The sequence below is a fragment of the Paenibacillus sp. 01T47 genome (assembly GCF_056398245.1).
Genome location: NZ_JBFTPA010000001.1, coordinates 616,281 through 629,815 on the forward strand (window position 1 = coordinate 616,281; position 13,535 = coordinate 629,815).

General features: G+C 45.5%; 12 protein-coding genes. 9 read left to right on the forward strand and 3 right to left on the reverse strand.

Going from position 1 to position 13,535, the window contains the following annotated elements; genetic code table 11:
* Positions 1–18 precede the first annotated feature (18 nt).
* Positions 19–762, forward strand: coding sequence for an SDR family oxidoreductase (locus AC1DOV_RS02665; protein ID WP_477549099.1), 744 nt, complete (start codon positions 19–21; stop codon positions 760–762).
* Between the two features lie 103 nt (positions 763–865).
* On the opposite strand, the gene AC1DOV_RS02670 is transcribed toward AC1DOV_RS02665, so the two are convergent.
* Positions 866–1,255, reverse strand: coding sequence for an SET domain-containing protein (locus AC1DOV_RS02670; RefSeq protein WP_054026376.1), 390 nt, complete (start codon positions 1,253–1,255; stop codon positions 866–868).
* Positions 1,256–1,440: 185 nt separating this feature from the next.
* Here AC1DOV_RS02670 and AC1DOV_RS02675 point away from each other — a divergent pair, with 185 nt between their 5' ends.
* The 7 genes from AC1DOV_RS02675 (at position 1,441) to mglC (ending at position 10,491) form a co-directional block, all read left to right on the forward strand.
* A complete protein-coding gene (locus tag AC1DOV_RS02675) occupies positions 1,441–2,031 on the forward strand; it encodes a hypothetical protein (protein ID WP_441878656.1) in 591 nt (196 codons plus the stop codon).
* A gap of 268 nt (positions 2,032–2,299) precedes the next feature.
* Positions 2,300–3,952 (forward strand): response regulator transcription factor, encoded by a 1,653-nt coding sequence (locus tag AC1DOV_RS02680; RefSeq protein WP_477549100.1) that lies wholly within the window; start codon positions 2,300–2,302, stop codon positions 3,950–3,952.
* Positions 3,949–5,706, forward strand: coding sequence for a cache domain-containing sensor histidine kinase (locus tag AC1DOV_RS02685; protein WP_477549101.1), 1,758 nt, complete (start codon positions 3,949–3,951; stop codon positions 5,704–5,706). Before AC1DOV_RS02680 ends, AC1DOV_RS02685 begins: the two co-directional genes overlap by 4 nt.
* The gene (locus AC1DOV_RS02690) at positions 5,699–6,682 is read left to right on the forward strand and encodes a substrate-binding domain-containing protein (RefSeq protein WP_477549102.1); all 984 of its coding nucleotides are present in this window, start codon (positions 5,699–5,701) and stop codon (positions 6,680–6,682) included. Before AC1DOV_RS02685 ends, AC1DOV_RS02690 begins: the two co-directional genes overlap by 8 nt.
* A gap of 125 nt (positions 6,683–6,807) precedes the next feature.
* Positions 6,808–7,818, forward strand: a complete 1,011-nt coding sequence (locus AC1DOV_RS02695; protein ID WP_441878648.1) for a galactose ABC transporter substrate-binding protein — start codon at positions 6,808–6,810, stop codon at positions 7,816–7,818.
* Positions 7,819–7,926: 108 nt separating this feature from the next.
* A complete protein-coding gene (locus tag AC1DOV_RS02700; RefSeq protein ID WP_477510822.1) occupies positions 7,927–9,444 on the forward strand; it encodes a sugar ABC transporter ATP-binding protein in 1,518 nt (505 codons plus the stop codon).
* 30 nt (positions 9,445–9,474) lie between these two features.
* The gene (mglC, locus tag AC1DOV_RS02705) at positions 9,475–10,491 is read left to right on the forward strand and encodes a galactose/methyl galactoside ABC transporter permease MglC (protein ID WP_430055270.1); all 1,017 of its coding nucleotides are present in this window, start codon (positions 9,475–9,477) and stop codon (positions 10,489–10,491) included.
* A gap of 138 nt (positions 10,492–10,629) precedes the next feature.
* Here the strand turns inward: mglC and AC1DOV_RS02710 are convergent, their stop codons facing one another.
* Positions 10,630–11,475: a Cof-type HAD-IIB family hydrolase gene (locus AC1DOV_RS02710; RefSeq protein ID WP_477549103.1), complete on the reverse strand. Its 846-nt coding sequence runs from the start codon at positions 11,473–11,475 to the stop codon at positions 10,630–10,632.
* A gap of 15 nt (positions 11,476–11,490) precedes the next feature.
* On the reverse strand, positions 11,491–12,918 hold the full coding sequence (gene pdxR, locus AC1DOV_RS02715) for a MocR-like pyridoxine biosynthesis transcription factor PdxR (RefSeq protein WP_477549104.1): 1,428 nt from the start codon (positions 12,916–12,918) through the stop codon (positions 11,491–11,493).
* A 130-nt stretch (positions 12,919–13,048) separates the two neighbouring features.
* Between pdxR and AC1DOV_RS02720 the strand changes: the two genes are divergently transcribed.
* Complete coding sequence (locus AC1DOV_RS02720) at positions 13,049–13,516, forward strand: RidA family protein (RefSeq protein ID WP_441878640.1); 468 nt, start codon at positions 13,049–13,051, stop codon at positions 13,514–13,516.
* The last annotated feature ends 19 nt before the right edge of the window (positions 13,517–13,535 follow it).

Below are 13,535 nucleotides of genomic sequence, written 5' to 3' on the forward strand. Positions count from 1 at the left end.
GCCAGGGAGGGAATAGTTTTGGAGAAGCGTTTAGCTGGGAAAGTAGCAATGGTAACGGGAGCGTCAAGGGGAATAGGTCGGGAGATTGCTGAGCAATTAGCGGGTAACGGTGCAAAGGTTGTTGTGAACTTTACGAGTAGCCCAGGCAAAGCAGAAGAAGTAGTAAATGGCATTAAGCGTTTAGGTGGTGAAGCTATAGCGATACAAGCTGATATTAGTATCGTGGCGGAAGTAGAGGCTATGTTCAGCAAAACGTTAGAAGCTTTTGGACAAATAGATATTCTTGTGAATAACGCGGGTATTATGATTACGAAGCCGATTGCTAATATGACGGAGGAAGACTTCGATAAGCAGTTCGCTATTAATGTGAAGGGCACATTTTTTGCTTGCCAGCAAGCGGCATTGCATATGAACGCTAACGGACGAATTATCAATTTCTCGACTTCGGTTGTTGGCGCGATGTTCCCAACGTATAGCGTATATGCAGCCACGAAAGGCGCAGTTGAACAGATCACTCGCCAGCTGGCGAAGGAGCTTGGTCCAAAGGGGATCACTATTAATGCCATTGCACCTGGTCCTGTTAACACGGAGCTCTTTAAGGTAGGGAAATCAGAGGAGCAAATAACGGGTATTGCCAATATGAATGCATTCGGAAGATTGGGTGAACCTGAGGATATTTCGAGTGTGGTGATGTTTTTGTCAAGTGACGAGTCACAGTGGATGACAGGTCAGACGATTCGTGTGAATGGCGGTTTTGTATAATTTTGTTGTGAACAAAAAAGACGAGTCCGATCGCAGTTTCTGCGGAACGGGCTCGTCTTTATTTACGCCGTGAAGCTTAGAATAAGGGCGGAAAGCTCACTTGCTATTTTTCGTCCTCATTCACTTTCTCATCAAACCACATCGGATCATCGTTATCCACGTTGTAGTTGATAAGAAGCTCTTCGCCAGCTTTTACGTCTGAGTAAGTAAAGAAGTTAACGACATGATTGTCAAAATCAAGATCGTGATAAGCATTTGGGGTATAGGAATGGTTGAACAACATGCCGTATCCAAGCAGGATCGCAGTGTGATTAGCGCCATACTCAAACACATAATCAGCAAGCATCGTTTTCTCTATGTGCTCATGCTCCTCATTCGGGAAAGGAATGACCGGGGCTTCATGAAACAGTACGCCTTTTGCAATATCAACCTTCGCAAATACTCCTCTATTAAATTCTCCATCGCTAAGCTTAGAAGTCTTTACCTCAATCATGTTAGTCACCTACGGTTCTTTAGTCTTAGGAGCTCGTTGCCATTGCATTAAGCTCGCTCACCTTAGGTAATATATCAATTTAATGAGTAAATAGCCAGCGGCTTCGGTAAACGTTATTTCATAACGATCCATTATTGTGGGAACATTTATCATTTTCAGCCCGTCTAGGTTATGAGGTGATGATGATGAACCAAAAAATTCTGCTATACCTTTTATGTGGAGTCATTCTGTTAAGTACAGCACTTATTGTTAACCCTAAAGCAGCTTTCGCATGCTCGTGTGCAATGTCGCCGTCTGCAGAGACGCAGGTAAAAGATGAGCTTGGACGCAAGACTGCCATTTTCACTGGAAAAGTAATCAAGGTAACACAGCCTCCTAAGAAAAAAACGATGTCATCTGCTGATCTCGTTCAAGTAGACTTTGAAGTAGCAACGGTATGGAAAGGAAAACTCAAGCAGCAGACAGCTGTATATACAGCGATGAGTTCTGCAAGCTGCGGATATGAAAAATTTAATGCAGGTGATACCTATATCGTGTCTGCTAATGACAGATCAGGAAAGCTTGAAACAGGGATATGTGATTTAACGAAGCTGGTTTCTGCTGCCGGAGAAGAGTTGAAGGTACTAGGCAATGGTTATAATCCGCTGCCCTTAAGCGCTGGCGAGGTTTTGCATGCTAACGAAAGCGGAGCAACAAAGCTGCAGATCATCATAGGTGCGCTAGCCCTTTTTATGATCATTGGGATTGTTGTTGTGCGAGCACGACGTCGTCAATAAAGCAATGAGGAATGTTATGTTTATAGGTTGTATATGTGCAAAAAAGAAGCCGTAAGCTCTTTAAGAGGATTACGGTTTTTTTGCATGCTCTTATAGGCTTCAAAAGTTATTTTCCTGCATGAATAAGAAGATAGGAGTAAGACATACCCTAACCTAATCCATTGATTTCTTATTTACATTCATAAAATCTATGGTTAAATGGGGAGTGGCGAAACGAGGTGATTGAACAGGTGCTTCGTCAAAAAGCATTAATTTTGGAGGGGTACATGTGTACAAGCTGCTGCTCGTTGATGACGAGCCGGAAGTTACGGAAGGATTAATGAGTGAGATGGATTGGAAGAGCTGCGGTTTCTCAGAAGTTAGAACAGCAGGAAACGGCAAGGAAGCGATGGAGATTTTTGAGAAAATGGAGCCTGATGTGCTCATTACAGATATTAGCATGCCATATATGAACGGTCTGGAGCTGTCGGAATGGGCTAGAAAGGTATATCCCATTACACGAATTGTCATCTTATCGGGTCATGATGAATTTGAATACGCGAAGCAGGCCATACATTTGCAGGTAGAGGCTTATGTTTTGAAACCGTTCTCGGCGAAGCAGCTGACGGACACGATTGCGGAAGTAGCGAAGCGCATGGATGAAGAGCGTGAGAAGCGAACCAATATTGAGCTTCTGGAGGAGCATTACCGCACCAGTCTGCCTATCGTGCGCGAGAAGTTTCTTTCCTCTTTAATTACTCGCAAACAGTCTTATAAGGACATTTCTATAAAAGCAGCGAAATACGGCATGGAGCTGGATGGCGAAGGGTACATCGTATCCATTATTGCAGTTAATCACTCTGAACATCAGCAGGATACTGAGCATCAAGTACCCTCACATTCACTCGCTTCGTCAACAGATTTGGATCTGAAGCTATTCTCCGTATGCAATATTGCAGCTGAAATATGGAATAGACATTTACTTGGCAAAGTTTTTATTCATCAAGATCAAGTTGTACTGTTCACGGTCAGCCCAGAGCTCGATAAGGGCTTGGTAATGGAGCAAACACAGGATGCGTTAAAGGAAATACTGCAAAGTATCGAGAGGTTTTTACGTTTTCCCGTCATGATTGGCGTTGGAATCTTCACACAAGATGTGGGAAATCTCAAGTATGCCTATGAGGCTGCAACGGTTGCTCTAGATTATCGCCGGATTCTTGGCAACAACCTCATCATTTGTATCGATGATATGGAAAGTCGTGTAAATGACAAGCTTCTCTTCGACGAATGGAAGGAGCAAAATCTAGTTCGAACGGTGAAGCTTGGTACCGAGAAAGAGCTGGAGGAAGTAATTGATGGACTATTTGATGAAATATCCCGCGTCCAGGCTCCCGTTCATGAGTACCAGCATTATTTGCTCGAGATGGTAACGGCGATTATCAAGCTGACCAAAGCTTACGAGAGTGACAATGATGACATTTTCGCAGGTGGATGGGGCATATTGAATCAATACCAGAAGCTGAACAGCATGCAGGAAACGAAGGCTTGGTTTGGAGATTTATGTGCTAAGGTGAGAGTTCGTATCGCCAGCCGCAGGCAGCATACATATAAACAAATCGTAGAGGATGCCATTCACTATACGAAAGAGCATTATCACGATAGTGATTTGTCTATTGCGAAGGTGTGTGCCCATCTGCATATCAGCGCAGGATATTTTAGCGGCCTGTTCAAAAAAGAGTTGAAAATGACGTTCGGTGCTTATTTGCTGCAGCTTCGAATGGAACAGGCGAAGGAGCTGCTTCGCACGACAGAGCTCAAAGCATTTGAGATAGCGGAGAAAATCGGATTTGCCGATCCAAATTATTTTAGCCTCAGCTTTAAGAAATATGCCGGATTGTCTGCCAAAGAATATCGCAGCGGCTTACTGGGACAAGAAAAATGATAAACCGCAAAAGCATACAGTTTATATTAACCGTTTCGATTACGATATTTTCTGTGTTTATTATATTGCTTGTCAGCGTTGTATTATACGGTCGTTTCTCTGCAACCGCGCAGGAAAATGCCTTTCGCAACTCACAGCAAATTGTCGATCAAGTAAGCTACAATCTTGAAAATTATATAGAGGTCACGTCTGACTTGTTCAATATGATGCATCATTCAATCGGACAAAGCGCCGATGTGAAGTCCGATGGGATGCGCCGCCAGCTGGAATCGATGATGTCGACGCGTTCGGACACGGTATCACTCGCCTTATTCGATGATAAAGGTCAGCTGCTTATCGATTTACCGAATGTTGAGCTGAAGGAAACGCTGAAAGTGACGGAGGAAGGCTGGTTTCGAAGCGCACTCGATTCAGCAGGTCACTTATCCATATCGCTTCCGCATGTTCAAAATTTGTATAAGCAGCAGTTCCGATGGGTCGTATCGATGAGCAAAAGCATCACAGTCCAGCATCAAGGCAAGCAGGTTCATGGCGTTTTGCTGATGGATGTCAATTTCAATACGATTGATGAGCTGTCCGAACGAGTGAGCTTGGGGCAAAAGGGTTATGTGTACATGCTGGACGAGTCTGCGGGCAACATTGTTTATCATCCGCAGCTTGAGCTCATCTATGCGAAGCTGAAAGAAGAGAATGTTGAGCTGGCGCTTAAGCATACGTACGGCAGCTTTATTGACGATTCTACGGATGAGGCAAAAATGATAAGCGTTCAAACGATTGGCAACGTCGGCTGGAAGGTAGTAGGCGTATCCTATTTGGATGAGGTGATGACGACAAGCGGGCAATTAAACCGATCGATGTCCAAGCTTGTTATCGGCCTAGCGCTAATCGTATTTTTATTATCGAGTTTAGTCGCACGGAGAATCTCAAGACCGATCAAACGACTGGAGCTTTCGATGAAAAGCGTAGAGCGGGGCGACTTCAACCTGGCCGCCAGCGGCGAAGGGCCGCTTGAGATCAAGCGTCTTGCAGATCGGTACAACATTATGATCGGTACGATCAAGCAGCTGATGGAACGAATTGTAAGGGAACAGGAGAGCAAACGAAAGTACGAGCTGGAAGCGCTGCAAGCGCAGATCAATCCGCATTTTCTGTACAATACGTTAAATACGGTCGTACGCATGGTGGGCATGAACAAAAATGAAGAAGTGATTACGACGATTACGTCGCTGTCTAAGCTGTTTCGCATTAGTATAGGCAAAGGGAAAAGCCTAATCACGCTAGCGGATGAGATGGAGCATGCACGGAACTATTTGGTTATCCAGCACATGCGGTTCAAAAATAAATTCGACTATTCCTTTGATTTGCAGCAGGAGGCATTGTCGCTTGCTACCTTAAAGCTTATTGTTCAGCCTCTAATTGAGAACGCGCTCGTGCATGGCATTGAGCCCTCCGTTGACAAGGGGCATATTGCTATTTCCATGAGGCTTGAAGGCAGTGATATTGTGATCAAAATCGTTGATAATGGGCTTGGCATGTCGGAGGAGAGACTGGGTAAAATTCTTACAGGTGCTGTCATAAGCTCGAAGGGATCAGGTGTTGGGGTTATGAATGTGCAGGAGAGAATTCGACTGTTTTTTGGTCCAACTTATGGTTTGCATTTCGAGAGCGAGCAGGAAGTAGGCACAACCGTCACGATTCGTTTCCCTGCTCTTACGCTGCAGCAAGCTGAAGGAGGGGAAAAGCATAATGGTTAATCTCAAAGGCAGGGTCATTAGCTTGCTGCTCTTCATCATAGCTGTCCTTTTATTGTATTCCGCTCTCTACCCGGGTCCAGAAGTGCCGAAGCAGGAGCAGACTGGGAAGACGATTCAGCTTATTCTTCGGACGAGCAAAGGCGACTACTGGAAAAATGTGACGATGGGCGCACAAGCTGCCGTCAAAGAATTTGGCATTACTCTGCATGTCTCTGCTGGTGCAGATGAGGGGGATATCAAAGGGCAGCTGCAATCAGCTATGCAATCGCTGGAGACTCGGCCAGATGCAATTGTACTCGGAGCAAATGATGATGCGGCATTTCAGCCTTTTTTGGAGGAAGCTGCAAAGCGGAATATACCAGTTATCGCAATGGACAGCTTGCTAACCTCGGGGAAGACGGCTTCCTATGTCGGAATGGACAATTACTTGGCTGGCAAAGAAGCGCTGCGGGAAATTGCCAGACAGCTTGGAGGCAACGGCGATGTTGCGATTGTAACGTATAGCAAGGGTGGAATTAATGGCATTCAGCGGGAGCGGGGTATCCGTGATGCAGTTAACGAATATGAGGGACTTCACCTTGTTGGCAGTCAATTGTGCTCGGAGGCGTACCAAGAATGTGAGCAAACCGTCAGCAGTATTTTAGATAAACAAAAGGTAGACGGCATATTAACACTTAACACAGAAACGTCGATAGGAGCGGCGTATGAACTGAAACGCAGGCAAGCGGGCAATAAGATCAAGCTGGTAGGCTTCGATAGCTCGCCGGAGCTGCTGGAGCTGCTTCAGGAAAATCAGCTGCAAACATTAATCGTACAAAATCCCTTCAGCATGGGCTATCTTAGCGTCAAGCATGCATTAGCAGCAGCAAATGGACAATCGGTTCCCGAGAAGGTTGAAATGAGTATGGAGCTTATAACGGAAGAGAATATGTTTTGGCTTAAAAATCAGAAGTTATTGTTCCCTGTTGTGCAATAATGCTCATTTTATATGCAAATAGATGAGGATATTAATAAAAGTGATGAGGATATTACATGTGAATCCCTCCAAAATTACGACATAATGAAGCAGTAGTTAATTCATCCACCAGGGGGATATAAATAATGAAAAAGTGGACAGCAGCGCTCGTTATTGGAGCATTAGCAGTTACAGCAGCAGGTTGCGGAAGCGCAAATGGTGACGGGAGCGCAAGCAGCTTGCCTAAGGCAGGCGTAGCCATTTATAAATTTGACGACACATTTATGAGCGGTGTGCGCAGCGCGATCGATACAGCGGCAGAAGGTAAATTGGCAGTAGATATCGTAGATAGCCAAAACTCGCAGCCCACACAAAATGATAAAGTAGATTTGTTTATAACTAAAAAAGTAAAAGCAATGGCAGTTAACCCGGTTGACCGTACAGCTGCTGGCATCGTTATTGATAAAGCACAAAAAGCTAATATTCCGGTAGTATTCATTAACCGCGAGCCGCTTGCTGATGATTTGGCAAAATGGGACAAGGCGTTTTTTGTAGGCGCAAAAGCTGAAGAGTCAGGCACTATGGAAGGCGAAATCATTGCTGAGTATTGGAAAGCACATCCGGAAGCGGACAAAAACGGTGACGGCGTGCTGCAATATGCGATGCTGAAAGGCGAGCCGGGGCATCAAGATGCTGAGCTTCGGACCAAGTTCTCTGTACAGGCGATTCAAGATGCTGGCATCAAAGTCGAGAATATAGCTGAAGATACTGCGATGTGGGATCGTGTTAAGGGCCAAGAAAAGATGGCAGCTTTCCTTGCTTCCAAAGGCGATAAAATTGAAGCAGTTCTGGCAAACAATGATGACATGGCGCTTGGCGCAATTGAAGCATTGAAAGCTGCTGGCTACTTTAAAGACAATAAATTTATGCCGGTTGTTGGCGTAGATGCAACAGATCCAGCTAAGCAAGCGTTGAAAGAAGGCACTTTGCTCGGTACCGTTCTAAACGATGCGTCGAACCAAGGTAAAGCAACGGTTGAGCTTATGCGCGTTCTTGCTGCAGGCGAAACACCAACGAAAGAGAACACAGGCTTTGAAATTACAGACGGTAAATACGTTTGGATTCCATACCAAAAGGTAACGCAAGAGAGCAAATAAGATAAGCGGTAAGATGGATGATCAAGAGCGGGGGAATAACGTCACTTGCGTTGCCCCTGTTTTTTTTCGCCTACTTTCTTGGCGGGCTGGACAAAGGGAGGCTATACGATGGCAAAGCAGCATCCTTATTTGCTTGAAATGAACGGGATTACCAAGACGTTTCCAGGTGTTAAGGCGCTAGATGATGTTACGTTAAAAGTACGGCCGGGCACGGTTCATGCGCTCATGGGCGAGAATGGTGCAGGTAAATCTACATTGATGAAATGTTTGTTTGGCATTTATAAGCCGGATAACGGCGAGATCATTCTTGATGAGCAAAAGGTTGATATTAAAAACTCCAAGGACGCATTGAATTACGGCGTCTCCATGATTCATCAGGAGCTGCATCCAGTGCCGCAGCGCAGCGTGATGGAGAACATTTGGCTTGGCAGATTTCCGGTAAGAGGCATAGCGCCTTTCCGGTTCATTGATCATAAAAAGATGTACCGCGACACAGCTCAGCTGTTCGAGGATTTAAATATGACGATTGACCCGCATCAGCTGGTCGGCGAGTTGTCAGTTTCCAAAATACAATCGCTCGAAATTGCAAAAGCGGTGTCCTTCAATTCCAAAATTATTGTAATGGATGAGCCTACTTCCTCGCTTACAGGCAATGAGGTAGAGCAGCTGTTCGACATTATCAATAAGCTGCGTGCACGAGGCGTTTCAATTATTTATATTTCGCACAAAATGGAAGAAATATTACGAATCTCCGATGACGTGACGATCATGCGCGACGGTAAATACATTGGTACTTGGCCAGCTCCTGAGCTGACCATCGATACGATTATTACGCGCATGGTTGGCCGAGATTTATCGGATCGATTCCCGGAGCGTACGAACATCCCAGGAGAAGTCATGCTACGCGTAGAGGGATTAACCTCGCCGCATGCACATTCCTTCAAGGATGTATCGTTCGAGCTGAGAAAAGGTGAAATTCTCGGAATAGGCGGACTGGTTGGGGCTCAGCGTACTGAACTGATTGAGGCGTTGTTCGGGCTTCGATCCGTAAAATCAGGTGTCATCTACAAGGATGGAAAGTCGATCACGATTAAGTCGCCAATCGATGCAAAGCGCCACAAAATTGCACTATTAACTGAGGAGCGCAGGGTGACGGGGATTTTTCCGGTGTTGTCCGTAACCGAGAACACAGCGATCGCTAATCTCGATTTATATCAGAATCGCTTTGGTTTCTTAAATGAATCAAAGATGAGATCGGAAGCAGCAAAAGGTGTTGAGAAATTCAAGACGAAGACGCCGTCTGTTGATCAACTGATTCGCAACCTATCCGGCGGTAATCAGCAGAAGGTGCTGTTAGCTCGCTGGCTGCTTACAAATCCTGATATTTTGCTGCTGGACGAGCCAACAAGGGGCATTGATATCGGAGCTAAATATGAAATTTACAATATTATTATTGAGCTTGCCAAGCAAGGGAAAAGCATCATTATGATTTCGTCTGAGATGCCAGAGCTCATTGGCATGTCCGATCGCATCATGGTGATGTCGGAGGGTCGTGCCACAGGTATTCTTGAAGGCAACATGGCAACCGAGCAAAGTATTATGCGGCTTGCAGCACAGACGGGCTAATGATGAAGGATTTAAAGGAGGTTTACGGCAATGGAAGCAGCTAAAGGTTTGAAAATAAAAAATGCATTTTCGCAAAATGCCATTTGGATTGTACTTGTCGCATTAATTTTAGGAATCGCCATTATTGATGCAAACTTTTTGTCTATAACAACGCTTAGAGATATGATGGTGCAGTCTTCTACGCGAGTCATTATTGCGCTTGGCGCTGCATTTGTTCTTATCACAGCGGGAACTGACTTGTCAGCAGGGCGTGTAGTCGGACTCAGTGCGGTCGTATCCGCATCGATGCTGCAAATGCCTGAATATGCGAGCAAGTTTTTCCCTAACCTGCCTGAGCTATGGGTGATCATTCCGATTGTAATCGCGATCACGGTTGGTTTGCTGGTCGGACTATTGAACGGCTTAATCGTAGCGAAATTTAACGTACCGCCTTTTATTGCTACACTTGGTACGATGGTCGCGGTGTACGGTGCGAATTCTCTTTACTTCGATATGCCGCCAAACAACTCGCAGCCAATCGGCGGTTTGCGCAGTGATTTCACTGAAATTGGTACAGGTGCTGTTGGCAGCGGCCAATTCTCTATTCCTTATATCGTATTAATCGCTATTTTTGTAGCGTTCATCGTATGGGTTGTCTTCAATAAAACGCGTCTTGGTAAAAACATGTACGCCATTGGCGGCAACATTCAAGCGGCTCATGTATCCGGCATTAACGTGGCTAAAAACTTGATGTGGATTTATGCAATTGCGGGTGCTTTGTACGGCTTAGCGGGTGTGCTCGAAGCAGCGCGTACGGGCGGCGCGTCGAACAACTACGGCAATATGTATGAGCTTGATGCCATTGCTGCATGCGTGGTCGGCGGCGTTTCAACAACTGGCGGCGTAGGCAGAGTGAAAGGGATCATCGCAGGTGTTCTTATTTTCACTGTCATCAACTATGGTTTGACTTATATCGGTATTAACCCGAACTGGCAGCTGATTATCAAAGGTTTGATTATCGTTGTTGCTGTAGCGTTTGATATTCGCAAATATGTAGCGAAGAAGTAAAACGAGAACGAAGCAGAAGCTGTCTCAGAAGGTCGATGACCTTGTGGCAGCTTCTTCTTTCATTCACACGATAGGTTTTCATTGTACTTCGCGCAACTGGTGGCAGCTATTCAGCAATGATGCTTTTAGATATGCAGGCTAAAACTTCTCCTCAATCACACGCTCAATATACTTCGCTACTCCATCCTCATCGTTGCTCTCTACGACTAGCGTGGACAGCTCAATGAGAGTAGGATGCGCATTGGAAACAGCGACCTTGGTGCCGGCAGCTTCGAACATCCCTAAGTCATTCAGATTGTCACCGAACACCGTAACGTCCTCAGGCGTACATTGCATCAGCTCAGCCCATTGCTTCAAGCCTTCTTTTTTATTGGCTTTGCTGTGGCTGAATTCTAGAAAATAATGATCTTTTATATATTGATCCTTCATGAGATGAACATGAACCCGATCGCCGAATGTACGCTGTACTTCATCCTTAAGCGGCTCAAGCTCATGCAGCAAGCCAATATAAGTCACAATCAGCGTCCTAAAGGCATCCGAGCATTCGAGCAGCGGCATTTCTCCAAAACGAGGATCATTAGGGCGGCTCTCGTAGAAGGTTATGTCGCCAATTCGCAGCAGCTTCTCGTGGAATACACGTTCCTTATCCTCCGCATCAAGGGCGAACAAGAAGGGAATTAGACCTTGTTTTCTTCCTAGATCAATAATTTGATTTGTCGTTTCGTTATCCAGCCAGTATCCGCCTATGACCTTAGATGAAATGGGATCAAAGATAACCGCGCCATTATATAAAACGATCGGATATTTCCACGGGATAACAGATACGATTTTGTTAGAGCTGATATAGCTTCTTGCCGTTGCATAACTAATGATGATACCTTGCTTCATCGCATGGTTTATGACGTTTATCGTATACTCGGACAAGGTAGCATCCGATTGAAGCAGCGTTCCATCGAGATCTGTAAGGAAATGATTGTTTGCCATTAATAAAGCCCCCTGTTATTCATGATTAGGAAGTAGGGCTCCCGCCCATGCTTTCACGAGCCGGCGCAACCCTCGTTCCAATTCTTTCTCGTTTAATCCGCCGAACCCCAAATACAATCTTACAAAACGACCGGGCAGGATAGGCGTATCCTGTGCAGCATACACGTAAACGTCCTCCGAAGCAGCAAGCTTAATCAGCTCCTCGGCACTGCACATTGTTTGAACAGCGATTTCCACATGCATCCCTGCACAATCCCCATGAACCTGCACATGCTCGGGCAAATAAGTGTCAATGAGCTGAAGCATCTTAGCACGTTTTTTACGATAAAGATTGCGAACCTTCCTTACATGCCTGTACCAATGCCCTCGTTCCATGAACAGCTGCATGGCCCACTGATCAATGCGTGATGGACTCGTAAGTGTGTGCTCTATAGCTTGCAGCTTGCTGAGCAGCGGAGTCGGGACAACCATATAGTTCATACGCAGCGCGGGTGTGAAGGCTTTGGAAAACGTCCCAATATAAATGACGCTGCCCTGATGATCCATTCCTTGAAGAGAAGGGATGGTTTTGCCTGAATAACGAAACTCTCCGTCGTAGTCATCCTCAATGATATAGGCGCTGTTTGTGCTTGCCCAGTGGAGCAGCAGCTGCCTAGTGGAGTAAGGCAATGAGCTCCCAGTAGGACGATGTGAAGGAGTGACATATAAGATTCGAATTTGTTTGTCTTCTAATATAGAAACGAAGTTCTCCATGTTATGGATGGGGACAGGAGCGACGTTGTAGCCGTGCTGCTGGAAGGCAGCTCTTACCTGAGCGATACCGGCTTCTTCCACTGCAATTGTAGATGCACCGTGTAGCAATTTAGCGAGAATTTGTGTGCTGTAAGAAAAACCTGATCCAATAATGATTTGTTCAGGCGTGCAATTGACGCCTCTTGAACGCTTTAAATAGTAAGACAATTGCAAACGCAAATCGTATTCGCCCCGCGGATCGCCATACTGATGAACATAATTCGCATGGAGAGATAGGGCATCATGAAGTACGGACTTCCATGCGCGAATGGGGAATGATTGTCCGTCCACGGCGAGCAGGCTGAAATCGACGACTGCGTCGTTTTGGATAGGAATCGGAATGGAATGGCGATGTATGCTAGCTTTTTCTTCTAAAATCTCTGTATGAACCATGGCAGCAGCAGGAGTTAATTGTGACTGTATAACAAATAGACCGGCGCGCGGCTTGCTAACCACATAACCTTCTTCCAGCAGCATGTGATAAGCCGTTTCAATTGTCGTTTTACTAAGCTTCGATTGCTCGCGGAGCGATCGAATTGATGGAAGCTTTGTTCCATCCGCTAGAGCACCAGATTGGATGAGTTTCCGTAAATGTCTGTACAACACCAAATAGACAGGGCCTTGCTCTTCTTCTGAAAGGTTGATATCCATCTTATCACCACACAATCTGACCCTTAAAATTCATATAAATCTGACACTGTGGTAGAGGTCAATTTCAGTATAAACTTTGGCATAGGCTTCCATCAATAACAAGAAATATAAATGGAGAGAAGGGGTTGCTATGCCGCAAGTAGAAGGAACCGTTGAAAGTAGATTGGCAACATTAGGGATTATTGTACCAAAGGCGAGCGAGCCCGCAGCTAAATACGCTAACTGCGTATTTTCAAATGGACTTCTGTTTGTTTCTGGCAAAGGACCTGCGGCCACGATAAAAGGGAAGCTTGGCAACGAGTTTACGACAGCAGAAGGTTATCAACTCGCTAGGCAGACAGGAATTGAAGTTCTCGCCGTATTAAAGCATTCACTAGAGCGGTTGGATCTTGTGACTCGCGTCGTAAAGGTACAAGGTTTTGTGAATGCTGATCCGAGCTATGAAGAGCATCATAAGGTACTCGATGGCTTCTCGGATTTGATGGTGGAGGTATTTGGCGAGAGAGGAATTCATGCACGTTCGGTCATGGGGGCGAGCTCCTTAAGATATCAGCTGCCGATCATTGTTGATTCTATTTTTGAAGTGGCCACGGAATAAAGTCTTCTAATTATTAGCC